This is a genomic window from Kitasatospora kazusensis (assembly GCF_039529945.1).
Lineage (GTDB): Bacteria > Actinomycetota > Actinomycetes > Streptomycetales > Streptomycetaceae > Kitasatospora > Kitasatospora kazusensis.
The window spans coordinates 126,486-152,162 of record NZ_BAAANT010000010.1 but is presented as its reverse complement, the minus strand read 5'-3'; the positions used below and the strand labels follow the sequence as shown (position 1 = coordinate 152,162).

Annotated in this window: 25 protein-coding genes and 1 riboswitch; of the genes, 15 read left to right on the top strand and 10 right to left on the bottom strand. The window is 73.7% G+C overall.

Annotated features, from left to right (window positions below; all coding sequences use genetic code 11):
- The first annotated feature begins 58 nt into the window (after positions 1 to 58).
- The gene (gene folE / locus ABD330_RS11670) at positions 59 to 664 is read left to right on the top strand and encodes a GTP cyclohydrolase I FolE (RefSeq protein ID WP_344463729.1); all 606 of its coding nucleotides are present in this window, start codon (positions 59 to 61) and stop codon (positions 662 to 664) included.
- Between the two features lie 166 nt (positions 665 to 830).
- On the opposite strand, the gene ABD330_RS11665 is transcribed toward folE, so the two are convergent.
- Positions 831 to 2,012, bottom strand: a complete 1,182-nt coding sequence (locus ABD330_RS11665) for an alpha/beta hydrolase (RefSeq protein ID WP_344463726.1) — start codon at positions 2,010 to 2,012, stop codon at positions 831 to 833.
- 459 nt (positions 2,013 to 2,471) lie between these two features.
- Between ABD330_RS11665 and ABD330_RS11660 the strand changes: the two genes are divergently transcribed.
- From ABD330_RS11660 to ABD330_RS11635, 6 genes are all read left to right on the top strand, one after another.
- Complete coding sequence (locus tag ABD330_RS11660; RefSeq protein WP_344463724.1) at positions 2,472 to 4,334, top strand: phosphatidylglycerol lysyltransferase domain-containing protein; 1,863 nt, start codon at positions 2,472 to 2,474, stop codon at positions 4,332 to 4,334.
- 196 nt (positions 4,335 to 4,530) lie between these two features.
- Complete coding sequence (folP, locus tag ABD330_RS11655) at positions 4,531 to 5,385, top strand: dihydropteroate synthase (protein ID WP_344463722.1); 855 nt, start codon at positions 4,531 to 4,533, stop codon at positions 5,383 to 5,385.
- A gap of 23 nt (positions 5,386 to 5,408) precedes the next feature.
- Positions 5,409 to 5,909 (top strand): nuclear transport factor 2 family protein, encoded by a 501-nt coding sequence (locus tag ABD330_RS11650; RefSeq protein WP_344463720.1) that lies wholly within the window; start codon positions 5,409 to 5,411, stop codon positions 5,907 to 5,909.
- Between the two features lie 225 nt (positions 5,910 to 6,134).
- Positions 6,135 to 6,494 carry a dihydroneopterin aldolase gene (gene folB, locus ABD330_RS11645; RefSeq protein WP_344463843.1) on the top strand — a complete coding sequence of 120 codons (360 nt, stop codon included), beginning with the start codon at positions 6,135 to 6,137 and terminating at the stop codon, positions 6,492 to 6,494.
- Positions 6,495 to 6,543: 49 nt separating this feature from the next.
- Positions 6,544 to 7,143, top strand: a complete 600-nt coding sequence (gene folK, locus ABD330_RS11640) for a 2-amino-4-hydroxy-6-hydroxymethyldihydropteridine diphosphokinase (protein WP_344463718.1) — start codon at positions 6,544 to 6,546, stop codon at positions 7,141 to 7,143.
- Positions 7,144 to 7,465: 322 nt separating this feature from the next.
- Entirely contained in the window at positions 7,466 to 7,963 is a 498-nt protein-coding gene (locus tag ABD330_RS11635; RefSeq protein ID WP_344463716.1) for a DUF3180 domain-containing protein, read from the top strand.
- 504 nt (positions 7,964 to 8,467) lie between these two features.
- Here ABD330_RS11635 and ABD330_RS11630 read toward each other — a convergent pair.
- Entirely contained in the window at positions 8,468 to 8,905 is a 438-nt protein-coding gene (locus tag ABD330_RS11630) for a hypothetical protein (RefSeq protein ID WP_344463714.1), read from the bottom strand.
- A gap of 158 nt (positions 8,906 to 9,063) precedes the next feature.
- Between ABD330_RS11630 and ABD330_RS11625 the strand changes: the two genes are divergently transcribed.
- Positions 9,064 to 10,323: a hypothetical protein gene (locus ABD330_RS11625; protein ID WP_344463712.1), complete on the top strand. Its 1,260-nt coding sequence runs from the start codon at positions 9,064 to 9,066 to the stop codon at positions 10,321 to 10,323.
- A gap of 60 nt (positions 10,324 to 10,383) precedes the next feature.
- On the opposite strand, the gene ABD330_RS11620 is transcribed toward ABD330_RS11625, so the two are convergent.
- Entirely contained in the window at positions 10,384 to 10,959 is a 576-nt protein-coding gene (locus tag ABD330_RS11620) for a TerD family protein (RefSeq protein ID WP_344463710.1), read from the bottom strand.
- A gap of 116 nt (positions 10,960 to 11,075) precedes the next feature.
- Positions 11,076 to 11,564: a hypothetical protein gene (locus ABD330_RS11615; RefSeq protein WP_344463842.1), complete on the bottom strand. Its 489-nt coding sequence runs from the start codon at positions 11,562 to 11,564 to the stop codon at positions 11,076 to 11,078.
- A gap of 214 nt (positions 11,565 to 11,778) precedes the next feature.
- Between ABD330_RS11615 and arfB the strand changes: the two genes are divergently transcribed.
- The gene (gene arfB, locus ABD330_RS11610) at positions 11,779 to 12,210 is read left to right on the top strand and encodes an alternative ribosome rescue aminoacyl-tRNA hydrolase ArfB (protein ID WP_344463708.1); all 432 of its coding nucleotides are present in this window, start codon (positions 11,779 to 11,781) and stop codon (positions 12,208 to 12,210) included.
- 23 nt (positions 12,211 to 12,233) lie between these two features.
- Here the strand turns inward: arfB and ABD330_RS11605 are convergent, their stop codons facing one another.
- Positions 12,234 to 12,779, bottom strand: coding sequence for a flavin reductase family protein (locus ABD330_RS11605; RefSeq protein ID WP_425555504.1), 546 nt, complete (start codon positions 12,777 to 12,779; stop codon positions 12,234 to 12,236).
- Positions 12,780 to 13,153: 374 nt separating this feature from the next.
- Here ABD330_RS11605 and ABD330_RS11600 point away from each other — a divergent pair, with 374 nt between their 5' ends.
- Positions 13,154 to 15,082: a GGDEF domain-containing protein gene (locus tag ABD330_RS11600; protein WP_344463704.1), complete on the top strand. Its 1,929-nt coding sequence runs from the start codon at positions 13,154 to 13,156 to the stop codon at positions 15,080 to 15,082.
- Between the two features lie 85 nt (positions 15,083 to 15,167).
- Positions 15,168 to 16,163: a carbohydrate-binding protein gene (locus tag ABD330_RS11595; protein WP_344463702.1), complete on the top strand. Its 996-nt coding sequence runs from the start codon at positions 15,168 to 15,170 to the stop codon at positions 16,161 to 16,163.
- A gap of 81 nt (positions 16,164 to 16,244) precedes the next feature.
- Here ABD330_RS11595 and nagA read toward each other — a convergent pair whose 3' ends face one another.
- Entirely contained in the window at positions 16,245 to 17,426 is a 1,182-nt protein-coding gene (nagA, locus tag ABD330_RS11590) for an N-acetylglucosamine-6-phosphate deacetylase (protein ID WP_344463700.1), read from the bottom strand.
- Positions 17,423 to 18,370, bottom strand: coding sequence for an ROK family protein (locus ABD330_RS11585; protein ID WP_344463698.1), 948 nt, complete (start codon positions 18,368 to 18,370; stop codon positions 17,423 to 17,425). The genes nagA and ABD330_RS11585 overlap by 4 nt, the downstream gene beginning before the upstream one ends.
- Before the next feature lie 415 nt (positions 18,371 to 18,785).
- Between ABD330_RS11585 and ABD330_RS11580 the strand changes: the two genes are divergently transcribed.
- Complete coding sequence (locus tag ABD330_RS11580; RefSeq protein WP_344463696.1) at positions 18,786 to 19,592, top strand: DeoR/GlpR family DNA-binding transcription regulator; 807 nt, start codon at positions 18,786 to 18,788, stop codon at positions 19,590 to 19,592.
- A 183-nt stretch (positions 19,593 to 19,775) separates the two neighbouring features.
- Positions 19,776 to 21,038: an extracellular solute-binding protein gene (locus tag ABD330_RS11575; protein WP_344463694.1), complete on the top strand. Its 1,263-nt coding sequence runs from the start codon at positions 19,776 to 19,778 to the stop codon at positions 21,036 to 21,038.
- A gap of 23 nt (positions 21,039 to 21,061) precedes the next feature.
- Here the strand turns inward: ABD330_RS11575 and ABD330_RS11570 are convergent, their stop codons facing one another.
- The gene (locus ABD330_RS11570) at positions 21,062 to 21,415 is read right to left on the bottom strand and encodes a cupin domain-containing protein (protein WP_344463692.1); all 354 of its coding nucleotides are present in this window, start codon (positions 21,413 to 21,415) and stop codon (positions 21,062 to 21,064) included.
- A 100-nt stretch (positions 21,416 to 21,515) separates the two neighbouring features.
- On the opposite strand from ABD330_RS11570, the gene ABD330_RS11565 reads away from it, so the two are divergent.
- Positions 21,516 to 21,743, top strand: coding sequence for a DUF3263 domain-containing protein (locus ABD330_RS11565; protein WP_425555502.1), 228 nt, complete (start codon positions 21,516 to 21,518; stop codon positions 21,741 to 21,743).
- A 121-nt stretch (positions 21,744 to 21,864) separates the two neighbouring features.
- Positions 21,865 to 22,764 carry a trehalose-phosphatase gene (otsB, locus tag ABD330_RS11560; protein ID WP_344463688.1) on the top strand — a complete coding sequence of 300 codons (900 nt, stop codon included), beginning with the start codon at positions 21,865 to 21,867 and terminating at the stop codon, positions 22,762 to 22,764.
- Here otsB and ABD330_RS11555 read toward each other — a convergent pair.
- Positions 22,748 to 24,217: an alpha,alpha-trehalose-phosphate synthase (UDP-forming) gene (locus ABD330_RS11555; protein WP_344463686.1), complete on the bottom strand. Its 1,470-nt coding sequence runs from the start codon at positions 24,215 to 24,217 to the stop codon at positions 22,748 to 22,750. The two genes, otsB and ABD330_RS11555, sit on opposite strands and share 17 nt — an antisense overlap.
- A gap of 70 nt (positions 24,218 to 24,287) precedes the next feature.
- A complete protein-coding gene (locus ABD330_RS11550; RefSeq protein WP_344463684.1) occupies positions 24,288 to 25,295 on the bottom strand; it encodes a glucosyl-3-phosphoglycerate synthase in 1,008 nt (335 codons plus the stop codon).
- A 237-nt stretch (positions 25,296 to 25,532) separates the two neighbouring features.
- Positions 25,533 to 25,664: riboswitch (SAM riboswitch) on the top strand.
- Positions 25,665 to 25,677: the final 13 nt, after the last annotated feature.

Here is a 25,677-nt window from a genome sequence, read left to right as displayed (position 1 = left end):
TGGAGGCGCGGCATCCGTGCTGCTCAGCCCTGACCCTTGAGACTCAAGCGAGGCACGCATGATCGACCCGGTGACTCTCGACGGTGAATCCACCATCGGGACGTTCGACCAGAAGCGGGCCGAGAACGCCGTCCGCGAGCTGCTGATCGCCGTCGGCGAGGACCCGGACCGCGAGGGCCTGCTGGAGACCCCGGCCCGGGTGGCCCGGGCGTACAAGGAGATATTCTCCGGGCTCTGGCAGGAGCCGGAGGACGTGCTCACCACCACCTTCGACCTCGGCCACGACGAGATGGTGCTGGTCAAGGACATCGAGGTGTTCTCCACCTGCGAGCACCACCTGGTGCCGTTCCGCGGGGTCGCCCACGTCGGGTACATCCCGGCCGCCAGCGGCAAGATCACCGGGCTCTCCAAGCTGGCCCGCCTGGTCGACGTCTTCGCCCGCCGCCCGCAGGTGCAGGAACGGCTGACCAGCCAGGTCGCGGACTCGCTGATGCGGATCCTGGAGCCGCGCGGGGCCATCGTGGTGATCGAGTGCGAGCACATGTGCATGTCGATGCGGGGCATCCGCAAGCCGGGCTCCAAGACCATCACCTCGGCCGTCCGCGGCCAGCTGCGCGACCCGGCGACACGCGCGGAGGCCATGAGCCTCATCATGGCCCGCTGAGAACACCCCTCCGGGAGCGGGTTCCTGCAGGGGCGCGGGGAACTGCGCGATCAGGGCACGACGAAGGTGCACGGTTGCGCGCGCAGTTCTCCCCCAGCCTTCGGCCGGGAGGTACCCCCACGCGCCCCTGTTGTGGTTGCCCTGAGTTGTTGCCTGTCGCCTGCGGCTACTGCCGCGGCTCGCGGTCCTGCGGGGGCTTGAGGTGGTCGCTCATCCACTCCAGCGCCGCAGGCAGCTCGCGGCGCCAGGTCTCGAAGCTGTGTCCGCCGTCGTCGAGGAAGAGCGAGTCCGCCTTGAACTCCGGATGGGCGTCGGAGACCTGCTGGGCGGTGGCCAGGAACTGCTGGGTGGCCGCGTAGTCCTCCTCCGTCTTGGTGCTCACCACCAGGAGGGAGACCTTCGGCGCCGGCAGGTTGCGCAGCCGCCAGTTGAGGTCGCTGTTCAGCGCGGCGGTCTGGTCGCCCCGGAACAGGTCGCCGTCCGTCCAGCGGTCGTTCGGCACGGTGTAGTCCGCGTGCATCGCGGCGGCCTGGGGGTAGACGCCGGGGTTGCGCATCGAGAGCCGCAGCGCGCAGCTCCCGCCGGTGGAGTAGCCCAGCACGCCCCAGGAGGCCGCCGACCGGCTGACCCGGTAGCTCGCCCGCAGTGCGGCGGGGAGGTCCTTGGCGAACCAGGTCTCGGCGCGCGGGCCGCCCGGCACGTCCACGCACTCGGTGTTGCGGGGCGGCGCCACCGTCGGCCGGGCCATCACGATCACGGTGGGGGCCATCTTGCCGGTGCGTTCCAGGTCCCATGCGGTCTGCGGCACCCGCAGGCCCTCGACCAGGTGCAGTGAGGGGCCCGGGTAGCCGGCCAGCGTGAGCAGGACGGGGAAGCGCTCCCGGGCGTACCGGGGGATGAAGTACTCGGGCGGGAGGTAGATGAAGACCTGGTCGGAGAGGCCGGACTCGGTGCCCGTGACGCGGACGGAGTCGACCCGGCCGACCTCCTCCGGCCGGCCCTGCGGCAGGTCCTTGATCGTCTCCAGGCCGCCCTCGGAGGTCGGCTGGACCAGTGCGCCGGACTTGGGGGCCGCGCCCTTGGGGTGCTCCGAGCCGACCAGCGCGAGGGGGGTGCCGCCCGGGTGGATCAGGTCGTTCCAGGACGTGTAGAAGCCGTAGGAGTTGTTGACCGCGAGGCCGAGCACACCCACCACGGCCAGCTGAACCACCGTCAGCAGGGCGATCCGGCAGAGCATCGTCAGCGGGTGCTGCCGGGCCAGCCGGGGCCAGAGCCAGAGCGTGGCGACCAGACCTAGGACGGCCAGTGCGACCAGCGAGTACACCAGCGTCCGGCTGGTCAGTTCCATGCTGTCGCCCTCCCTTGGGCAGCTGTGGGGCCAGGATTCATCGTGTTCGGGCAGCGGGCGGTCGGCCAGCGGGACTGGGCCGGGTGGGCGTCCGCCGCGTGGGCCCCGGGCGGGACCGGGTTCGGTCCCGCCCGCTGCGGAGGGCTGGGCCGAGGCTCTAGAATGCGGCGTCCACCGTGTGTAACGCGTGCGCCGCTGTCCCGTAGCGCCGCGTGTCGCATCGGACCGCCATCGACCACCCGCCGCCGTTCAGCCGTTCAGCCGTCCCGCTGGGCGTTCCGTCCGTGCGGCGCTACCTGTCCCCAGGTTCCGCCGTCGACCAGGGCCGCCGGGAATCACCTTCCGCGGTGCCCTTTTTGACGAGTGGATTGCCAGATGAAGGAATAGCCATGAAGGTCCATCTCATCTCCTCCCTCGGAGTGACAGGACGTCCCGCGACAGCCTCTACGCTGAGCTTCCATGAGCGTTCCCGTGTCCGCTGAGTCGTCACCCGAGCAGCCCCGTCGCCGAGGGCTGCAGACGCTCCGCAACCAAGCTGCTTCCGTCCCGCGCGCCTGGCTTCCCGGCGCGGTGGGGTACGCCTGTCTGCTGATCGGGCTGCTGGACATCGCCAGCGCGATCTTCCCCAAGCTGCGGCACGCCAAGATGCGCAGCTGGACCGGGCAACTGCCGGGAGGCACCACCTCGCTGGCGGCGGCCGGCACCCTGATGGTCGGCATCATGCTGGTGCTGCTGGCGCATGCCCTGCGCCGGCGCAAGGCGCGGGCCTGGCGTGCGGTCTGCGTGCTGCTGCCGGTCGGCGCCGCGCTGCACATCCTGCGCTGGCACCAGCTGGGGCCCGCGCTGGTCTCGCTCGCGCTGTTCGCCGTGATCGTGGTGCACCGCCGCGAGTTCTACGCCAAGGCCGACCCGCGCACCCGCTGGCGCGCGCTGGTCAGCCTGGTGGGCCTCGGCCTGTTCAGCGTGCTGCTCGGCCTGCTGATCGTCAGCGTCCACCCGAGCTCCGAGATCGGGCACCCGAGCCTGCTCGACCGGTTCCAGCACGTCGTGCTCGGCCTGTTCGCCATCGAAGGGCCGGTCCACTACCGCAACAACCGGGTCGGTGACCTGGTCGGTGACCTGGTCTACTACTCGCTGGCCTCGCTGGGCCTGCTGACCGCGGTGACCACCGCCTACCTCGCGCTGCGGCCGGAGAAGCCCGAGCCGGAGCTGACGGCGGAGGACGAGGTCAAGGTCCGGGGGCTGCTGGACCGGCACGGGGCGCGTGACTCGCTGGGGTACTTCGCGCTGCGCCGGGACAAGAGCGTGCTGTTCTCGCCGACCGGCAAGGCGGCGATCTCCTACCGGGTGATCTCCGGCGTGATGCTCGCCTCCGGTGACCCGGTGGGCGACGTCGAGGCCTGGCCCGGTGCGATCAAGGTCTTCATGGCCGAGGCCCGCGAGCACGCCTGGGTGCCGGCGGTGGTCGGCTGCAGCGAGGTCGGCGGCGAGGTCTGGACCCGCGAGGCGGGGCTCGACGCGCTGGAGCTCGGCGACGAGGCGATCGTCGACACCTCCACCTTCTCGCTCTCCGGGCGCGCGATGCGCAACGTCCGGCAGATGGTGAAGCGGATCGAGCGCAACGGGTACTCGTGCAAGGTCCGCCGGGTCAGTGAGCTGACCCTGGAGGAGAAGCGCCGGGTCGCCGACGCCGCCGCCCGCTGGCGGGGTACGGACACCGAGCGCGGCTTCTCGATGGCGCTGGGGCGGTTCGGCGACCCGGGTGACGACAACTGCGTCGTGGTCACCGCGCACAAGGCGCCGGAGGAGGGCGAGCCCGGGTTCGCGACGGGTGACGACCTGAAGGCCGTGCTGCACTTCGTGCCGTGGGGCGAGGACGGCATCTCGCTGGAGCTGATGCGGCGTGACCGGGCGGCCGACCCGGGGCTGAACGAGCTGCTGATCGTGGCGGCCTTGCAGGAGGTGCCGGCCCTCGGCGTCAAGCGGGTGTCGCTGAACTTCGCGATGTTCCGCTCCGCGCTGGCGCGGGGCGAGCGGATCGGCGCCGGTCCGGTGCTGCGGGCCTGGCGCGGGCTGCTGGTGTTCTCCTCGCGCTGGTTCCAGATCGAGTCGCTGTACAAGTTCAACGCCAAGTTCCAGCCGGAGTGGGAGCCGCGGTTCCTGGTCTACCCGCAGACCCGGGACCTGCCCCGGATCGGGTTCGCCGTGATGCAGGCGGAGGCCTTCATCACGCTCGGCATGCCGAAGTTCGGCCGGAAGCGGCAGCGGCAGGGCCTGATGCCGGAGTCGGCCGGGGTCGGTGCGGTGACCGAGGCGGCGTGAGCCGCGCGGGGGTCGCGCGGGCGGCGGGCGGATGACCGTCGGCGGATGACCGCTGGCAGGTGACCGCTGACCGCCGGCAGCTGACAGATAACTGATAGTGGATGACAGCTGACGGCTGACAGATTTTGAAATCTGTCAGCCGTCAGCTGCTTTCCGTCAGCCGTTCCCGCTCACCCCGCAGCTCGATAATGGCCTCATGAACAACCTTCCCGGCCTCCCGCACCTCGACCGCTGCGCGGTCATGGGCGTGGTCAACGTGACGCCCGACTCGTTCTCCGACGGCGGCCTCTGGCTCGACCCGGCCGCCGCCGTCGCGCACGGGCTCGGCCTGGTGGCCCGGGGGGCCGACCTGGTCGACGTCGGCGGCGAGTCGACCCGGCCGGGCGCCCAGCGCGTCACCGAGGCCGAGGAGCTGCGCCGGGTGATCCCGGTGGTCCGCGAGCTGGCCGCCGCCGGCGTGGTGGTCAGCATCGACACCATGCGCGCGGCCGTCGCCGAGCAGGCCGTCGCCGCCGGGGCCCGGCTGGTCAACGACGTCTCCGGCGGCCTGGCCGACCCCGCGATGGCCGGGGTGGTCGCCGCCGCCGGGGCGCCGTTCGTGGTGATGCACTGGCGCGGCCAGTCCGCCGACATGGACAGCCTCGCCGTCTACGGGGACGTGGTCGCCGAGGTCACCGCCGAACTCGGCGAGCGGGTCGCCGCGCTGCTCGCCGCCGGGGTCCGGGAGGAGCAGCTGATCCTCGACCCGGGCCTCGGCTTCGCCAAGACCACCGAGCACAACTGGGCCCTGCTGAGCGGCCTGGACGGGCTGCTCGCGCTCGGCCGCCCCGTCCTGGTCGCTGCTTCGCGCAAGCGGTTCCTGGGTACGCTGCTCGCCAACCCGGAAACCGGGGAGCTCCGGCCGGCCCGGCAGCGCGACGACGCCACGGCGGCCGTCTCGGTGCTCTCGGCCCAGGCGGGCGCCTGGGCGGTCCGGGTCCACGACGTGGCCGGCACGGCCGACGCCGTACGAGTGGTCGCCGCCTGGCAGCGGGCGGCGCGGAGGGGGTAGCGGCTTGGGGCCAAGGAGGAAGCATGGCGGGTGACGGCAGGGTGAGTGGCAGCGACCGGGCGGCGACCGATCCGGAGCTGGACCGGGAGGCCGTCCTGGCGGCGAACCAGGCCCTCTACGAGGCCTTGGAGAACGGTGACCTGGAGGCCGTCGAGGCCATCTGGCTGGGCGCCGCGGACGCCGACGACAAGCACGGCGTGGTCTGCGTGCACCCGGGCTGGCCGGTGCTGCGCGGGCGGGCCCAGGTCACCCGTTCGTACATGTTGATCATGATGAACACGGAGTACATCCAGTTCTTCCTGACCGATGTCGAGGCCGAGGTGCAGGGCGATGTGGCCCTTGTCACCTGCACGGAGAACATCCTCTCCGGCGGCGAGGCCGAGGAGGAGGGCGAGCTCGGCCCGCTGGTCGGCGGGAAGGTCGTCTCGACCAACCTCTTCCGGCGCACCGCCGACGGCTGGCGGCTCTGGTCGCACCACGGTTCACCCGTCCTGACCAGCGGGGATGACGAGGAAGAGGACTGACCCCCGGCGGTGCTCCGAGGCCTCGCCCGGTGCCCGCACGGCAGTTGGGCCCGCCGACATCCAACGTTCACGTCAATCGCCGATTCGGCGTGCGTGGCGCGGCCGGATGCCGGGTAGGACGGTCGGGGTCTGTCCGTTGCCGCAGGTAGATTCGACCCGACGGGCGACGAGGCCCGCCATCGCCCTGCCCTGCGCGGGGCCCGTCCAGGTGGGAGAAGTGAGTTGCTGGACCGCGTCACCCTGCGGGGCCTGCGTGCCCGGGGCCATCACGGCGTCTTCGAGCGCGAGCGCATCGAGGGCCAGACCTTCGTGGTCGACCTGGTGCTGTACCTGGACACCCGTCCGGCGGCCTCCGGCGACGACCTCACCCGCACGGCGCACTACGGGGTCGTGGCCGAGGAGGTCACCGCGATCATCTCCGGCGAGCCGGTCGACCTGATCGAGACCCTCGCCCAGCGGATCGCCGACCAGTGCCTGAAGCACGAGGCCGTCGAAGAGGTCGAGGTGACCGTGCACAAGCCGGACGCCCCGATCACCGTCCCCTTCGACGACGTCACCATCACCATCCACCGGGGCCGCGCATGACGAGCGCGAACCGTCCCCGTCCCACCGCTCCTGCCGTAGAGGGATACCGATGAGCACCAGCGACCCGACCGCCTCGCCGACCACGTTCGACCTGGAGCGCCGAGTCGACTGCGCCGACTCCACCCTGCACAACCCGCGTACCGCCGTCGTCGCCCTGGGCAGCAACCTGGGCAACCGCCTGGAGACCCTGCAGGGCGCCGTGGACGCGCTCGCGGACACCCCCGGCCTGCGGATCACCGCCGTCTCCGCCGTCTTCGAGACGGAGGCCCTGGGCGGCCCGGACGAGCAGCCGAACTACTACAACGCCGTGGTCGTCCTGCGCACCACCCTGCCGCCCAGCTCCCTGCTGGAGCGCGCCAACGCCATCGAGGACGCCTTCGGCCGGGTCCGCACCGTCCGCTGGGGCGCCCGCACCCTGGACGTCGACATCCTCGCCTACGAGGGCGTCACCAGTGACGACCCCGTGCTGCTGCTGCCGCACCCGCGCGCGCACGAGCGGGCCTTCGTGCTCGCCCCCTGGGCGGACGCCGACCCCGACGGCGAGCTGCCGGGCCTGGGCCGGGTCGCCGACCTGTTGAAGGGCCTCGTCGACGACGCCGGGCAGAGCGTCCGGCGGCGCGAGGACATCCAGCTGCGGCTGCCCGAGTAAGACCGATCGGCACATGGTGGGCGTCGCGACGCCGCCCACCATGTGCCGGTCGGTCTAAGCCCCTGCGGGGTGCGGGGTGCTGTCCGGCGGGGGTTCCCGGTCGTGCGCGCAGTCCTCGCGCCCCCGGGACCGGCTCCACGGGAACTTCCGACCGGTGGTCGGCCGTACGAGTAGGTGACCGGACGGACCCGGCCGGTACGGTGGCCTGGCAGGGCCGCCCGACGGTGGCGGCCCGTCAGGTCGGCTCCCCGGCTCCGGCCGGGGCCCGCCGACCGTCGTAGCCGTCGTAGCCGTCGTGTCCCTCGGGAAGGACTCCGTCCGCGTGAAGCCGCTCCGCCTCCGCCTGCTCCTGGGTATCGCCGCCGTGGCCGGGGTGTTCTCCTGGGCCGGTGCCAAGCTGTGGGACTCCCTGGGCCAGCTGCCCGGGGTGCCCACGGCCGCCCCCATCGTGCTGGCGGTGGTCGCGGTGGTCCTGCTGGCCACGGCGATCTCGCTCCGCTCCCGGCTGAAGGCCGCCCGGGAGCGGCAGCCCGGAGCCAAGCGGGTCGATCCGCTCGGCGCCGCCAGGGCCGTGGTGCTGGCCCAGGCCAGTGCGCTGGTCTCGTCGGTGGTGACGGGCATCTACGCCGGGGCCGGGGTCCACCTGCTCGGCCTGCTCGACATCGGGGCCCGCAAGTCGCAGGCCATCACCGCCGGATTCGCCGTGCTGACCGGCGCCGCGGTGATCGCCGCCGCGCTCTGGCTCCAGCACGTCTGCAAGCTCCCCGAGGACCACGACGACCCGTCCCGCCCGACCGGCCCGGCGGCCTCCGCCCGGTAGCGGCCCCGCCGGGCCGGCCAGCAGCCGTCCGTACCCGTGCACCGGCGCGGTGGTCCGCCCCTCGCCAGGGGGGATGCGGCGCCGGTCCGGCGCAGGGTCGGGCCGGTCCCGCTGGTCCCGCCGGGCTCCGGCGGGTGCGCAGTCGGCGGCCCGGCCGGTGTGGCGGGCCAGCCGCTCCGCCAGTGCCCGGTCCGCCCGGTCCGCCGCTTCGGGGTCCGCTTCGGTGTGCGCCGCCGCGGTCACCTCGGCCGCCTCCCGCAGGGTGTCGTGGAGCAGTTCCAGCTCCGCCTCGGCGGAGTGCAGCCGGACGGCGGCCGCGCTGACCGCCCAGTTCGCCAGCTCGCCCGCGCTGCCCTGCCAGCCGGAGCCGCCCACCCGGTCGCTGACGGTGTGTCGCCAGTCCTCCTGAAGCCGTGCCAGCACCTGGGCGAGCGCCTCGTACGCCTCGGCGGCCGCGGCGAGCTCTGCGGGGCGGGCGGCTCCGAATGCGCTCCGGTCCACCGGTCAGCGGCCGGACGGCAGGTCGCGGTGCAGGTCGTGGAGCTGGTCGCCGTGCAGGCCGTCGTGCGGGCCGCCGTGCAGCTCGCGGTGCAGGTCGGCGTCGGCCTCCAGGTAGTTCGCGGCGGTGGCCAGCAGATCCGCGCCGATGCCGTCGAGTTCGGCGGCGAGCCGGGCCAGCGCGTGCTGCCAGGCCGTCGCACAGTCCCGCAGTGCCGCTGCCGTCCGTCGGCCGGGCGGCGCGGCGGTGGCATCCCCGATGGCATTCCCGGCGGCATCCCCGGCGGCTCCGGCGACGGCGCCTCCGGCCGCCGGGTGGGCGGCGGCCCTGGTGCGCAGGTGTTCGGCGGCGGCGCGGGCGGCCCGGCCGGCGGCGGCCAGTTCGGCGGGGCGGACCCGGAAGCCGGCCGCCGGGGCGGTGGGTGCGGGCGTGGCGGCGGGCACGGGGCATCACCTTCACTGGCGGGCTCGGGAGGCGAATCCGGCAGCTATCGTAACGTCAGGTCGTGGTCCGGTCGCCCGCCGTAGTCCCGACGGGCTGTCAAGACCCGAAAAGGGGCCGAGGCTGACAGAGCCCCAATTCGCACGCTAGTTTCTTTCGCATGTCACGTGGACGCCATCGTCATTCCTCCGTCCTCGGCCGGTCCGTGCCGCTGATCGCCGCCGGCGTGCTCGTCGTAGCCGCTGTGGCGGCGCTGGTCGCGAGCCCCGATCCGGCGCTCGCCCGATCGGTCGGTGTCGCGGCGGTCCTGGTGGGCGCCGGTCTGGGGGTCCTGCTGCGCCAGCGCGACCGCGCCGAGCGGACCGCCGCCGAGCTGGCCGCCACCCGGCGGCTGCGCGACGAGGAGCGCTTCGAGGAGCAACTGGCCGAGGCGGAGTACGCGGCCGAGGTCGCCGAGGAGCGGGCGACCCGCTTCGGCCGGCGGCTGACGGCCGAGAAGTCGCGGTTGGCCAAGGCCGAGACGGAGATCGCGCGGTTGCTCAAGGAGCGTGCCGTGATGGTCGCGGCCCAGGCGCTCAAGGAGGCCGAGGCCACCCAGCGTGCGCTGGCGGCGGCCCGCCCGAAGTACCCGGCCGGCCCGGCGGCGTACGTACGGGCGGCCTCGGTGCTGCGCCGGCTCGAACAGAAGGCCGAGCGTGCGCAGGCAGGGCGCGAGAGCGCCGCCCGGGCGCAGCTCGCGCTCCGGCCCGCGCCCGCTGCCGTTCCCGTCGTGGCGACCGCCCCGGCCCTGCCGGTGGCGCCCGCGCCCGCGGTACCCGCCCTCACCGCGCCCGCTTCCTCCGCGCGGGTCGCCCCTGCGCAGGTCACCCCCGCGCAGGTCACCCCCGCCCGGGCCGTCCCCGTCCAGGTCACCCCCGCCGCCCCGCCGGCTCCGGCCGCCGGGGCCGGTCCGGCCGGGATCCGGGCGGCCGTGGCGGCCGCGCCGGTACGTCCGGTGCTGGCGGCCTCGGTGGAGCCGCTGGGCGGTGCCCAGGCGGCCGCGATCGTGCCGGCCGGGCGGCAGCGTCCGCGTCCGCAGGCCGGCGGTGCGAACCGCGCGCCGAACTTCAGCTTCTTCGGCCGCAGCGGTGCGGCGGGTGCCGCCGTCCGTGCGGCGGCTCCGGCGCCCTCGGTGGGCAGTGTGGTGGAGCTGGGCGAGCGGGCCGACCTGGCGGACGTGCTGGGCGACGAGGCGCTGGCCGAGAGCGCCCGGTACGCCGCCCCGGCCGCCCCGGCGGTGGCGGCCCCGGAGGTGCCGACGGCCCCGGAGCCGGTCGGGAGCCGGCCGGAGCACGCCCGGCCCGAGGTGGTCGACCTGACGCCGCACGACGAGACCGAGTGCCTGGAGCTCTCCGAGCTGCGGGCCAACCTGCGCCAGTAGGGCGCGGGGTACGGCGAAGGGGCGCGCGGAGACTCCGCGCGCCCCTTCGTTTTCGGGTCGTCAGAGGTTGACGCCGAAGTCCTGGGCGATGCCCGCGAGGCCGGAGGCGTAGCCCTGGCCGATCGCGCGGAACTTCCACTCGTCGTTGTTGCGGTAGAGCTCGCCGAACACCATGGCGGTCTCGGTCGCCGCGTCCTCGGAGAGGTCGTAGCGGGCGATCTCGGCGCCGCCGGCCGCGTTGAGCACCCGGATGTACGCGTTGCGGACCTGGCCGAAGCTCTGGGAGCGCGAGGTCGCGTCGTAGATCGAGACCGGGAAGACGATCCGGGCGGCCTCGGCGGGCAGCCCGGCGAGGTTGACGTTCAGGGACTCGTCGTCGCCGTCGCCCTCGCCGTTGCGGTTGTCGCCGGTGTGGACGACCGTCCGGTCCGGGGTGCTGGTGTTGTTGAAGAAGACGAAGTGGCCGTCGGAGAGAACCCGGCCGGCTGCGTTGAGCACGATGGCGCTGGCGTCCAGGTCGAACTCGGCGCCGGTCGTGGTCCGGACGTCCCAGCCCAGGCCCACGGTGACCGCGCTCAGGCCCGGGGCCTCCTTGGTCAGCGAGATGTTGCCACCCTTGGAGAGGCTCACTGGCATGGTGTGTTCCCTTCGTCGTTCATGTCGGAAAGAACGCGGGTGAACCGGGACTTGGTTCCGGCCGGGCCGGTCGCATTTCCGTAAGGACGTGTGGAGACCTCCGGCGGAGGCGGTGATCAGATCCGGGGAAAGCGCCCCTGCACCGTCCAGAGGTTCGGGTTGTCGGCCAGCCCGTCGTGCATGTCGGTGAGGTCCGCGACGACGTCCTGGAGGAAGTCGCGGGCCTCCCGGCGGAGGTCCTCGTGGCGCACCACGGCGGGCGGCTCGTCCGGCAGCCAGGTGGCGCTGATCTCGACCAGGCCGAAGCGGCGCGCGAAGCGCAGCAGCTCGGTGTTCTGGGTGAAGTCGAGGTCGAAGGTCTGCACGGTGGCGGACCGGCTGCCGCGCGGGTCGCGGTCCAGCTCCTCGACGGTGTCGCAGAGCGCCCACGCGAAGTCGAGCACCGGCACCCACCCCCAGTGGGTGGACAGGTCCAGGCCGTCCGCGTCGAGGAAGACGTCGCCGCAGAACAGGTCGTATCGCAGGCTCCGCACCGAGGCGTCCCGGTAGTCGGTCTGCGGGGGGTCGGGGAAGCGGTTGGAGAGGGAGTAGCCGAGCTCGATCACGTACGCCATTGTCCGGCACCCGGCGCCGGGTGCCCGCCGCCGCTTCCCCCGGCTGCGGACGGCACGCTGTGGACGGCACCGCTGTGGAGAGCACCGCTGTGGAGAGCGCCGCCACGGACGGCACTGCTCCGGACGCCACCGGCGGGGACGGCCGGTTTCCACCGGCTGTGGATAACCGCGTGACCGCGGCCGCCGGGCGCGGGATGATGGGGGCATGCCTGAGCCCATCCGCGTTCGGGGGTCGGTGGCCGTCCCGGACGCCGAGCTCGTCTGGCGCTTCTCCCGTTCGTCCGGCCCCGGTGGCCAGCACGTCAACACCTCCGACACCCAGGTCGAGCTGCGCTACGACCTCGCGGCCTCGGCAGCCCTGCCGCAGGTCTGGAAGGACCGCGCCCTGGAGCGGCTGGCCGGCCGGCTGGTGGACGGCAGGGTGCTGGTGGTCCGCGCCTCCGAGCACCGGTCCCAGTGGCGCAACCGCGAGGTGGCGGCGGCCCGGCTGGCCGCGCTGCTCGGCGAGGCCACCGCGCCGCCGCCGAAGGCGCGGCGCGCCACCAAGCCGTCCAGGGGGATGGTCGAGAGCCGGCTCCGCAACAAGCGCCATCGCTCCGAGCTGAAGCAGGGGCGCGGGCGCCAGGCCTCGGAGTAGCCCGCCGTCGAAGTGACGTTCCGTCAGCCCAGGTGGCGGTAGCCGCCCCGGAAGTACAGCAGCGGCTTGCCCGCCGGGCCCGGGACGCGGGCCTGCAGCACCCGCCCGATCAGCAGCGTGTGGTCGCCCGCCGCGATCCGCTGCTCGGTGGCGCACTCGACGGTGGCCAGTGCCCCGTCGACCAGCGGCGCGCCGGTGAACTCGCCCCGGTGGTGCGGGGTGTCCGCGAAGAGCAGCCGGTCGCTCAGGCGCCCCTTCATGGCGAACCGGGAGGCGAGCGTGCGGTGCTCCTCGCCGAGCAGCGAGACCGCCCAGCCGCCGACCCGGGTGAGCAGCTCGTCCATCCGGGAGTCCTCGCGCACCGAGATCAGCACCAGCGGCGGTTCCAGCGAGACCGACAGGAACGAGGTGGCGGTCATGCCCGCGTCCTCGCCGTCCGACCCGTCCTCGGGGTCGTGCACGGTCACCAGCGCGACGCCGGAGGCGAGCTGGGAGAGGGCGGCCCGGAATTCGTCGGGCGTGGCTACGGGGGCGGCTGCGGGCTGCGAGGACGTGTACACGTGACGCACGCTAGTCGGCCCGCGCCCGGTCCTGCATCGGGCCGTGGTCGTAGGACCAGTGGCCGAAAGGACACCTCCGGACACGCACGGACGTGAGCCCGCTCACCCTCGGGGCCGGAGCCCCGGGCCCGGCGGCCTGCCGACGGCGCTCCGGCGCCGTCCGGCGCCGTCCGGAGGCCGGGAATACCGGGGCAGATCGCCGTGAAACGGGTATCGGGCGGTGGAACAGGACAGGCGGGTATGTGCGTCGTGTGATTTGGCTCACAAGTGGCGACCGATTGTTGACCGAGCGTGCCTATCGCTGTGCTCCCTGTGATTCAGTTCTTCTGGCAATCGGACGATAACCATTCAAGAACTATCCGAAGCAGCCGGGGAGCCCCCGCATGGAAGCCGAGTCGGAGCCCTACGTCCGCCTGGCGACCCTCCGCACCTTGCACCGGGTCGTGGCGGACCTCAACGCTGCCCGCAGTCTGGCGGGCACGCTGCAGGCCGTGGTCGAGGGCGCCGTGCACGGGCTGGGCTTCGACGCGGCCGCCGTCAGCCTGGTCCGCGCCGACGGCGACCTGGTGGTGGCCGCCGTCTGGGAGGTCGAGGAGAGCGCCTTCGGCGGCCCGTCGGTCCTGCTGGGCCAGGTCGGCTCCCGGGAGTCCTGGGACCGGCTGCTCGGCGTCAGCGACCACTGGGGCACCCTGCGGTTCCTGCCGCACGACCGCGGCTGGGCCGTCGGCGCGGACATCCCGACCTGGACGGGTGACGGCCCGCTGCCGGTGTACGCCAACGACTGGCACCCCGCCGACGGGCTGCTCGCCCCGATGTACAGCGCGGGCGGCGACCTGCTGGGCGTCCTCTCGGTGGACCGCCCGCGCAGCGGCAAGCGGCCCGGCGCGTGGACCCGCGAGGCGTTGGAGATGTTCTCGTTGCAGGCGTCCATCGCGATCGGCAACGCCCGCCTGCGGGCCGAGATGCAGCGGGCGCTGGCCCGGCTGGAGAAGGAGCAGCAGGCCCTGCGGGCCAGCGAGGAGAGCTTCCGGCAGGCCTTCGAGTACGCGCCCAGCGGCATGGCGATCACCGAGCTGCACGGCTCCGGGCGCGGCCAGCTCACCCGCGTCAACGACGCCCTCTGCCGCCTGCTGGGCCGCCCCCGGGCGACCCTGAGACAGCAGTGCTTCACCGACCTGGTGCACCCCGACGACCTGGAACTGCTGCTGCGCACCAGCGCCGAAGGCGGCCGGGCCGAGCTGCGGCTGTCCCGCCGCGACGGCGGCTACCAGTGGGTCTGCCTGCGCAACTCGGTGGTCGCCGACGCCGCGGAGGGCCCCAGCTTCCTGCTCACCCACGTCGAGGACATCGAGGACCGCAAGCGCCACGAGCTCCAGCTCGCCCACCGGGCCAGCCACGACGCGCTGACCGGCCTGCCGAACAGCGCCGAGCTGCGGGCCCGGCTGGGCCGCCGGCTCTGTCCCCAGCCGCAGGGGCCGGGCGGAGCGGCCGCGCACGGCGCCACGCCCGCGTACGCCGGGTCCCCGTACGGGGAGTCCGGCTACGGGGACCCGGCGTACGCGGCTCCGGCCTACGGGGAGTCCGAGTTCGCCGAGTCCGCCCACGCCACGCCCGCGTACGCCCCTCAGGGCGTCTCGTACAGCGCGCACAGCGCCTTCGACGGCTCGGGTGTCCCGCACGGCCTCTCGCACGGTTACGGGGCGCCTGGCGGCTCCGAGCAGGTCGCGCTGGAGTGGGGCCGGGCGGACTTCCTGGACTCCGAGCGCGCGCTCGGGTGCGGTGACGTGCTGCCGGACCACGTGCACGCGGTGGTCCCCGGCGATCCGGCGGCGGGCGACCCCTGGACGGCGCCGTTCCGGGGCGGCGGGGGCGGCGGGCCCGGGACGGAGAAGGGGCTCGCGGTGCTCTTCTGCGACCTGGACGGCTTCAAGTCGATCAACGACCGGTTCGGGCACCAGGCCGGCGACTCGGTGCTGATCGAGGTGGCCCGGCGGTTGCAGCAGGTGGTCCGCGAGGGTGACACCGTCGCGCGGCTCGGCGGCGACGAGTTCGTGGTGCTGGCGGACGGCATCGGCCGGGAGGAGGCCAAGGACCTGGCCGGGCGGCTGCGCAACGCGATCATCCCGCCGATGCGGATCGACACCCGGACGACCCGGGTCGGCGTCAGCCTGGGCATCGGCTGGGCGGGCTGCGGCATGAGCATCGAAGAGGTGCTGCACGCCGCGGACGAGCGGATGTACGACGAGAAGCGGGCCCGGGGCGGCGCCGCCAGGGGCGCCCGGGGCGAGCGTTCGCACCGCAGGGCGGGCTGACCCGCACGTCCGGCCGCCTTTCCGCGCTGTCCGGTGCGGAAGGTAGGGTTCCCCGGTACGTAGAGTCCACCACTGCGCTGGGGAGTTGACCACCGTGACCACGGCCGGCAGTAACGGGGCCCCCGAGGACCCGGCGGACGACGACCCGTTCGCGTACCTCTACCGCCCCGCGGAGGGCGAGGCCGCGGCCAGCCAGCCGCGCAACTCCTACGCCCGCCCGATGGAGGTCGGCCGCGCGCAGTACGGCCAGCCGCAGTACCGCCAGCAGCCTCCGCAGGCCCAGCCGCCCTACGCCGGGGCCCCGCAGCAGCACGCCGGGCAGCAGCCGCACGCGCCGCAGCACGCCCAGCCCACCGGCCCGCTGCCGCAGCAGAGCCGGTACGCCGAGCGCTCGCGCCCGCAGCCGGGCGAGGAGCGTCCGAGCGGCGGCCGGGGCAAGGCCGCCGTGATCGGCGCGGTGGCGGTGGTCGCCGCGATCGCGATCGGTGCCGGCATCGCCCTCTCCGGCGGCGACCCGGGCAAGAAGGACACCGCGTCGGCCCCGCACTCCGGTGCGCCGGCCACCCACGGCTCCGCGTCCGCCCCGGCCTCGCCGTCCGCCTCGCCGTCCGCGTCCGCCGCCGGAAGCTGGGCGGGCGGCACCACCGTGGGGGACGCCTCCGGCATGACCCTTTCGGGGGGCAGCAGGAAGGCCAACCAGGTGGCGGGCGCGAAGTCCGCCGGCGGGACGTACGTGGACGGGATGAACACCGTCGGCTCGACGGTCTCCTGGGACGTGAACCTGTCCGGCGCGACCAGCTTCCAGATCTGGCTCCGCTTCAACAACACCGGGGCGAACGCGACCGCGACGGTCAGCGTGGACGGGACACCGACCTTCACGCCGATAAAGCTCAACAACTACTCGGCCGGTTCACCGCCGGAGGCCTCCTGGTACCCGTCCTGGGTCTCCGGGACGGTCACCGCGCCGGGCAAGCACACCATCTCGGTGTCGTGCGGCCAGAGCGACCAGTGCGGCTTCCTGCTCGACCAGGTGGCCATCACCGACGCCAGCGGGTCCGGGGCGAAGCCCGCGGGCTGGTGACCACCCCTGCTCCCGGCGGGTGAACGGCGGGGCGCAGGACCGCCGCCCGTCCGCCGGGAGCCCGGGATCAGGCCCGGGGGATCAGGCCCGGGCGGCCGGGCCGAAGCGGTCCGCGCCGATGATCCACTCGCCGCGCCGCATCACGGCGACCAGGTCGTACGTCGCGGAGTCGACGACCACCAGATCGGCGTTCTTGCCCGGCTCCAGCGAGCCGACGGAGTCGGCGAGGCCGAGCAGCCGGGCCGGGACGGTGGACAGCGACCGCACGGCCTGGTCGAGCGACAGCCCGCCGAGCGTGACGGAGCGCTTGAACGAGACGTCCAGGGTGAGGGTGGAGCCCGCGATCGAGCCGCCCTCGACCAGCCGGGCGACGCCGTCCTCGACCCTGACCTGGAGCGGGCCGAGCGGGTAGAGGCCGTCGCCCATCCCGGCCGCGCCCATCGCGTCGGTGATCAGCGCGACCCGCTCGGCACCGGCCGTCCGGTAGGCGAGGTCGAGCACCGAGGGGTGCAGGTGGACGCCGTCGTTGATCAGCTCGACGGTGACCCGCTCGTCCTCCAGCAGCGCGACGATCGGCCCCGGCGCGCGGTGCTGGATGCTCGGCATCGCGTTGAACAGATGGGTCGCGACGGTCGCGCCCGCCTCGATCGCCTCCAGCGTCTTCGCGTAGTCGGAGTCGGTGTGCCCGACCGCCGCGACGACGCCGAGCTCGGCCAGCATCCGGACGGACTCCAGGCCGCCCGGCAGCTCCGGTGCCAGGGTGACCATCTTCGCGTGGCCGCGGGCGGCGTCCACCAGCTTGCGCACCAGCGCCGGATCCGGGTCGCGCAGCAGGTCCGGGCGGTGCGCGCCGCAGCGGTTGTGCGAGATGAACGGGCCCTCGAAGTGGATGCCCGCGAGCACCCCGTCCTCGACCAGCTCGGACAGCACCGCCGCCTGGTGGCAGAGCTCGTCGATCTCGCCCGTGACGGTGGACGCCATGGTCGTGGTGGTGCCGTGCTCCAGGTGCGTACGGGCGGCCAGCAGAGCCTCCTCGGCGATCCCGGAGGCGTACGAGGCGCCGCCGCCGCCGTGCACGTGCAGGTCGACGAAGCCGGGGACGACGGTGAAGCCGTCGAGGTCGAGGTCGTCGGGCCGCCGTTCACCGCCCAGCGCCGCGATCCGGGCGCCCTCGACGGCCAGCCGGCCGTTCTCGACGACGCCGTCGGGCAGGACCAGCCGGGCTCCGGCCAGTGCGGTGCGGTTACGGTCCGCGGTTGTCACGCGGTCACCTCCTTGGAGAGCAGATCCCAGGCGAGCAGGCCCGCGCCCAGGGAAGCGGCGGTGTCTTTGAGCATGGCCGGAACGACCTTCGGAGGCATCTGGAAGGTCAGCCGCTCGGAGACCGCCGCGCGCAGTGGTGTGAAGAGGGTGTCGCCCGCTTCGGCCAGCCCGCCGCCGACGATCACGGTGGAGGGGTCGAGCAGGCTCTGGGCCAGCACGATCCCGTCGGCGAGGGCGTCCACGGCGCCGTGCCAGACGGCCAGCGCGCGCTCGTCCCCGGCCTCGACCGCTTCGGCGCAGGCCGCCGCGTCCGCCGCCGGGTCGCCGATCGCCGCGGCCCAGGCCCGGGAGACGGCCGAGGCCGACGCCAGGGTCTCCAGGCAGCCGCGGGCGCCGCAGCCGCAGGGCGGTCCGCCGGGGCGGACCACCACGTGGCCGATCTCGCCGCCGTAGCCGTGGGCGCCCGCCTCGATCCGTCCGTCGATGCCGATGGCGCCGGCGATGCCGGTGCCGAGCGCGATGAACAGGAAGCGGGAGACGCCCTGGCCGGCGCCGATCCGGCCCTCGGCCAGCCCGCCGGAGCGGACGTCGTGGCCGAGTGCGACCGGGATCGGGTCGGTGCCGTCGCCGCGGAGCCGTTCGCCGAGGAGCCCCCGGATCGGGAGGTCCCGCCAGCCGAGGTTGGCGGAGAAGACCGCGATGCCGTTCCTCTCGTCGATCGTCCCCGGCACGGCGACGCCCGCGGCGAGGGGCGGGCAGCCGAAACGGCTCCGGCCCTCGTCCGCCAGGTCGGCGGCGAAGTCGAGGATGGCGGTGACCACGGCGTCCGTGCCGTGCTCCCGCCCGGTCGGTCGGCGTGCTTCGAACAGCACGGAGCCGTCCTGGGCGAGCAACGCGGCTTTCATGCCGGTTCCGCCTACATCGAGTGCGATGACGTGCTTCACGGGGGACAGTTTCCCTTGACCAGGTCGAAGAGGTCTAGTCCAGTTGCGCTATTGGTCTGGTCCATGAGGGTGAGGTTTGTCGCCTTTGGCGGCGGCTGGGGGTTTTGCGGACCTTGCGGCAACCTTCTTTCCTGATACCCGGAACGGGAGTTGGCGACGCGGACGGGCCCGGCCGGGAGTCCGGACGGGCCCGCGCGGGGGTCGGCCGAGTGGGCCCGGACCGTTCGGACGGGCCCGCGCGGGGGTCGGCCGGTCCGGTCCGGGGGCGTTCCGGCGGGCACGCTCGGGCCGTCCGGAGCGCGCGGCCCGGTCGGCCGCCGCGGGTCCGGGCCGCCGGTCGGCCCGGTGGCGGTGCGGATATGGAAAGCTGGGCGCGGTGCTCCGGCGGTGGTTCGGGCGGTTCGGGAGGGGCGGCGTGTCCAGATACGAGCGTTGGAACGCACTGCTGGAGCTGCTGGCCGAACACGGCAAGCTGGAGGTCGAGGAGGCCGCCGAGCTGCTGGCGGTCTCCGCCGCGACCATCCGGCGCGACCTGGACCAGCTCGCCCGGCAGCAGATGGTCACCCGGACGCGGGGCGGCGCGGTGGCGCACAACGTCTCGTACGACCTGCCGCTGCGCTACAAGACCGCCCGCAATGCCGACGCCAAGCAGCGGATCGGCGCGGCCGTGGCCGGGCTGATCGCGCCCGGCGAGGTGGTCGGCCTGAACGGCGGGACGACCACCACCGAGGTGGCCCGCGCGCTCGCCGTGCGCCCCGAGTCGGCCGACCGGCCGGAGGCCGGGGCCGGGGGCGGCGTCGGGCAGCGGCTGACCATCGTCACCAACGCGCTGAACATCGCCAACGAGCTGACCGTCCGCCCGCAGGTGAAGATCGTGCTGACCGGCGGCGTCGCACGGCCGCAGTCGTACGAGCTGATCGGGCCGCTGGCCGGCCTGGTGCTGGCGGAACTGGCACTGGACGTGACGGTGCTGGGGGTCGACGCGCTCGACGTCGAGCACGGCGCGACCGCGCACCACGAGGGCGAGGCGAGCGTCAACCGGCTGCTCGCCGAGCGGGCCCGCCGGGTGGTGGTGGCGGCGGACTCCTCCAAGATCGGCAACCGGGCCTTCGCCCGGATCTGCGGGCTGGAGCGGATCGGCACCCTGGTCACCGACGAGGGCATCGGCGAGGAGCTGGCCGCCGCCTTCACGGAGGCCGGCGTGCGGGTGGTCAAGGTCTGAACGGACCTGTGGGGGACCGGCGTTCTGTCCGGTAATGCCGGGATTCCGTTGCAGTCGGCGCAACGTGACCCGGCACTTCGGTAACTACCCCCCGAGAGGTCTGGACCACCCCCGCGGGCGCTGAGAGTGTTGCCGCCGCTCACCCTCACGAAGGCGGTAACCGCGTTGAACACCCCTGCCCGCATGTTTCGCCGGTCCTCGCTCGCCCTCCCGGTGGCTGCGGCACTGCTGCTCAGCGGCTGCGGGGTGCTCGGCCTCGGCGGCGGCGACACCGTCACCCTGAAGCTGGTCGCCGCCGACTACGGCGACAGCGAGGCGACCAGCTCCACCCCGTACTGGAACGACCTGGCGAAGGCCTTCGAGGCCGCCAACCCCAAGATCAGGATCTCGGTGCAGGTGGTCCCCTGGACCGACATCGACAAGCACGTCGCCGACATGATCAAGTCCGGCTCCTCGCCCGACGTCGTGCAGACCGGCGGCTACGCCGACCAGGTCGCCGCCGGTCGGCTCTACCCGGTCGGCGACGTGCTGACGATCGACGCCCAGGCCGACCTGATCGACGTCTTCGCCAAGGCGGGCCAGGTGTTGGGCACCCAGTACGGCATCCCGTTCGTCGCCTCCTCCCGCGCCTTCTTCTACAACAAGGCGATCTTCGCGAAGGCGGGCATCGCCCAGCCGCCCGCGAGCTGGGACGACCTGCGCCGCGACGCCCAGCTGATCAAGGCCGCCGTCCCCGGCGTGATCCCGTACGGGCTGCCGCTCGGGCCGGAGGAGGCCCAGGCCGAGGCGATGATGTGGACGATGAGCGGCGGCGGCGGTCTCGCCGACGACGGCGGCAACTACACCATCGACAGCCAGCAGAACCAGGACACCTTCAGCTGGCTGCGGACCGACCTCGTGCAGGCCGGACTGACCTACCGGGACCCGGGCTCGGTGGACCGCAAGACCGCCTTCGACGACTTCGCCGCCGGCCGGGTCGCCATGCTCGACGGTCACCCGTCGCTGATCCAGAAGGCCGTCAGCGCGAAGGTCGACTACGGCACGTCCGCGCTGCCGCAGAAGAACCCGCAGGCCAAGCCGGCCACGCTGGGCGTGGCCGACTGGATGATGGCGTTCAAGGCCAACGGGCACCGCGCCGAGATCAAGAAGTTCCTCTCCTACGTCTACCAGGAGCAGAACACCCTGAAGTTCGACGAGCAGTACAACCTGCTGCCGGTCACCCAGGACACCCTGGCCGCGATGACCGCCGGGAAGCACGACGACCTCAAGCAGTTCCTCGCGGCGCTCCCCACCGCGCGCTTCTACCCGCTCGGCGACCCGGCCTGGGACGCCGTCAGCGGCATGATCAAGAAGGACATCGGCGGCGCCGTCCGGGACGGCGGCGGGCAGGTGCTCGGCACCCTCCAGCAGCAGGCCTCCCGGACGGCGGCGCAGGCCCGCAAGTAGCGGGCGGCCGGTGCCGAGGCGGCTCAGAGGTTGATCGAGTACACCTTGCGCAGGGTCTCGTGCACCGTCCAGGTGGTCCGGTCGCCCTCGCGCAGCACGGCGACGTCGCCCGGCCCGACCTCCAGGGTCGGGCCGCCCTCGAACGCGATGGTGGCCCGGCCGCTGAGCACCACGAACATCTCGTCCGCCTCGGTGTCCGTCACCACGCCCGGGGTGATCTGCCAGATCCCGCGCAGCTGCCGGCCGTCGGGGGACTCCCAGAGCACCTTCCCGGAGATCTCGGGGCTGCCCGAGACGATCTGGGACGGGGCCGGCGGGTCGGGTTCGAGCTCGACGTCGGCGATGTGCAGGGCGAAGCTGCCGGTGCTGTTGGTCATGCAGCCGACGGTAGCCGGACCGCCCGGCCGACGGGGTCGGCAGAGTGTGTCGGACCGGCCGGGCAGAATGACACCTCGTAGCTCCGAGGAGGTGGACGGTGTGGCCGAGCTGACCGAACGGGACCGCGCGGTGCTCGCGCTGGAGGCCCGCCAGTGGCGCACGGCCGGCGCGAAGGAACGTGCCGTCCGCGAGGAGCTCAACCTCTCCGCGACCCGCTACTACCAGCTCCTGAACGGCCTGCTCGATCGCCAGGAGGCACTCGCCCACGCTCCGGTCCTGATCAACCGCCTGCGGCGCCTCCGCGAGGGCAACCGCCTCCGGCGGTAGCCGGTCCTGTGCGGTTCGGGCCGCTGGGGGGCGTACGGGCCGAGAGGGGCCGCACGCGGCCGTGGGGTGGTCGCTCCGGTGCTTCTCTGTTGGAGCCGCCGTACCTGGGTAGGGTCCAAGCATGGGTATCCCTGAGCTGGAAGCGCCCCGTACCGCCGCCGGCCGCGCAGGCCTCGCCGCGCTGCTGGCCGCGCCCGCCGAGGCGGTGGTCGCCCTCGACTTCGACGGGACGCTGGCCCCGATCGTCCCCGATCCCGAGCAGGCCCGCGCGCACCCCGGGGCCGTCGCCGCACTCTGCGCGCTGGCGCCGCTGGTCGGCGCGGTCGTGGTGGTGACGGGCCGGCCGGCCGAACTGGCCGTGCGCTACGGCGGCTTCGCGGCGGCGCCCGGCCTGGAGCACCTGACCGTCCTCGGGCAGTACGGCGCCGAGCGCTGGGAGGCCCGGACGGGCGCGCTGTCCGCTCCGGAGCCGCCGCCCGGCGTCGCCGCCGTACGCGCCCTGCTGCCCGCCGCACTGGAGCGGGCCGGTGCCCCGGCCGGTACCTGGCTGGAGGACAAGGGCCGTGCCTTCGGCGTGCACACCCGCCGTACCGGCGACCCGCAGGCGGCGCTGGAGCGGCTCCGGGCGCCGCTCGCCGAGCTGGCCGCCGCGCACGGCCTGGTGGTCGAACCCGGCCGCTACGTACTGGAGTTGCGACCGCCGGGAGTGGACAAGGGAGCGGCCCTCACCGCCTTCCTGGCCGAACCCCGCGAAGCCGCCGGACACACCGCACATATTGGCGGGGCCGTGCTCTACGCCGGTGACGACCTGGGCGACCTCGCCGCCTTCGCGGCCGTCGAGAAGCGCCGGGCGGACGGTCTGCCGGGCCTGCTGGTGTGCAGCGCGGGCAACGCCGACAGCACCGGCGGCGAGGCCCCCGTCCGCGAACTCGCCGACCGGGCGGACCTGGTGGTCCCGGGCCCGGCCGGCGTGGTCGCGCTGCTGGCCGCGCTGGCCGGGCGGCTCAGCGCAGGGCGTTGAGCTGGTCGAGGAACCACTGCTGCGGCGGCAGCGCGGTCGCCGCGTCGGCCAGCCGCTTGGTGCGGTCGGCGCGTTCGGCGGCGGGCATGGTGAGCGCCCGGTGCAGGGCGTCGGCGGTGGCGATGACGTCGTACGGGTTCACCACGAGGGCGTCCTCGGCGAGTTCGGCGTGGGCACCCGCCTCACGGGACAGCACGAGGGCGCACCCGTCGTCGGAGACCACCGGGATCTCCTTGGCGACCAGGTTCATACCGTCCCTGATCGGGTTGACCAGCGCGACGTCGGCGAGCCGGTAGGCGGCCAGCGAACGCGGGAAGTCGTCGTTGACGTGCAGGATCAGCGGCTGCCAACTCGCCGTCCCGAACTCGTCGTTGATCTCCTGGGCGATCCGCTGGACGGCGGCCGTGTACTCGCGGTACTCGGGCAGGTCGTGGCGCGAGGGGTAGGCGAAGGCGATGTGCACGACGCGGTCCAGCCATTCGGGCCGGGAGCGCAGCAGGTGCCGGTAGGCGAGCAGGCCGCGGACGATGTTCTTGCTGAGCTCGGTGCGGTCCACCCGGACGACCGTCCGCCGGTCGCCGACCTGCTCCCGCAGGGCGGCCAACCGGGCGTCCACGTCGGGCCGGCGGGCCCGTTCGCGGAGGAAGTCGCCGTCCGCGCCGAGTCCGTGCACGCCGAGCCGGGTGGTCCGGCCGCCGTGCGTGACGGTCAGCGCCGTCCGGTCGACCTCGGCGCCCAGGACGACTTCGCAGCAGTCCGCGAAGGCGAGGGCCCAGCGCCGGGTCAGGAAGGCGGCCCGGTCGGCGCCGAGGATGCCGGTCAGAACGGCCGCGCCGACGTCGTCGGGCAGCATCCGGTAGTACTCGGGCGGGGCCCAGGGGGTGTGCGAGAAGTGCCCGATCCGCAGGTCGGGGCGGAGGTCCCGGAGCAGTGCGGGGGCCAGCGAGAGGTGGTAGTCCTGGACCAGTACCGCCGCCCCGGGCGCGGCCTCGGTGGCGAGCGCCTCGGCGAAGGCGGCGTTGTAGACCCGGTAGGACTCCCACTCGCGGCGGAAGCGGTCGTCGAACACCGGGGAGACCGGGGTGTCGTACAGCAGGTGGTGGACGAACCAGAGGGTCGAGTTGGCGACGCCGTTGTAGGCGCGGGCGAAGGTGCCGGGGTCGATGTCCAGCATCCGGACAGCCTGTCCGCCGACGTCGAAGCCGCCGAGGTCGAGCCGCCCGTCGGGGGACTGCCGGACGGCCGTACGGTCGGCTTCGCCGAGGGCCGCGCAGACCCAGACGGCGGACGGGTCGTCGATCGCCGAGAGGCCGGATACCAGCCCGCCGCCCCCTCTGCGCAGGGTGAGCGAGCCGTCGTCCCCACTGCTGAAGGACACCGGCCCACGGTTGGAGGCCACCAGGATCGGGGCGGCACCGGACTGATTCGAACGTTCGGTCGCGAGATCGGCCATGTTCCCAACTTTGCCTCGCCTCCCCCCGGGCAAACCACTCGGCTCGCGGCCGCCGCGCCTGCCGCAGGCCCTAGGAGCGGTCCCGGTACTCCGGGACGGTCGCCATCGGCGGCCGTTCCAGTGCGCCGACCGGGTGGGTGTGGGCGGTGAACTCGCGGGTGGCCGGGTCGCGGGTGAACTGGGTGAGCAGCGGGCGGACGAGATCGTCCTCGGCCTTGAGCCGGTGGGTGCGGTCGAGCCGCTCCAGGGCCGTCCGGTAGATGGTCGCGGCCATCCGCCCGAGCGCCTGGCCGTCCTGGTGGCGGTGGTGCCGGACGCCGACGTCCACCTGTGCCAGCGCGTCCAGCCCGACCGCGTCCAGGGCGTCCACCAGCAGGCCCAGTTCGACCCCGTAGCCGGTGGGGAAGGGCAGTCTCTCCAGCAGCGAGCGGCGGGCCGCGTACTCGCCGCCGAGCGGCTGGACGAAACCCGCCAGCTGCGGCCAGTGCAGGTTCAGCAGCGGGCGGGCGACCAGCTCGGTGACCCGGCCGCCGCCGGCTGGGACGACCGCGCCGTCGGTCTCCAGCGGGCGGTCGTACATCGCCTTGACCAGCTGGATCGCCGGGTCGGTGAGCAGCGGGCCGACGATCCCCGAGACGAAGGCCGGGTCGAACTCGCGCAGGTCCGCGTCGATGAAGCAGACGATCTCGCCGGAGGTGGCCAGCAGCGAGCGCCAGAGCACCTCGCCCTTGCCGGGTGCGGCGGGCAGCTGCGGCAGCACCTCGTCCCGGTGCACCACCCGGGCCCCGGCGGCGGCGGCCAGCTCGGCCGTCCGGTCGGAGGAGCCGGAGTCGACCACGACCAGCTCGTCCACCAGCGGCAGCCGTTCCATCAGCTCGCGCCGGATCACCCGGACGATCTCGCCGACCGTGGGCTCCTCGTCCAGCGCGGGCAGCACCACGCTCACCGTGCCGGCCGGGCCCGCCGCCCGCTTGGCGGCCAGCAGGGCGGCGGCCGGGCGGTCGGCCGCCGTCCAGGAGCGGCGGCGCAGCCAGGACGCCACCTCGGGGAGGAGAGCCGGGGGCAGCTCTTCTGGCACTGTCTCGCTCCTTGTGTTCGCGTTCGGTCGGGTGACGCACCGTGTCGGGTGGTGGTCCCGGTCAGTTGTCCAAGGTGATCGGGCGGTCCGGTGTTCCGGCGCCGTCACGCCTGGACATTGTCATCTCGCGGGTCGGACGGTCCCGTTGGAGCGCGGCGCCTTCGGATACAGTCTTCGTACTGCGGTCGGACCTTCGCACGTCGGGGTCGGTCCCAGCGCATGACCACAACTTCACAGAGCTCATCCAGAGGGACTGAGGGAACGGCCCGTCGAAGTCCCGGCAACCTTCTCGCACCGCGGTCATCGACCCGGGCGGGACAGGTGCCAATTCCGTCCTGTGGCGCGACCGCGCCACGGGGAAGATGAGGAGAAGAGGACTCCG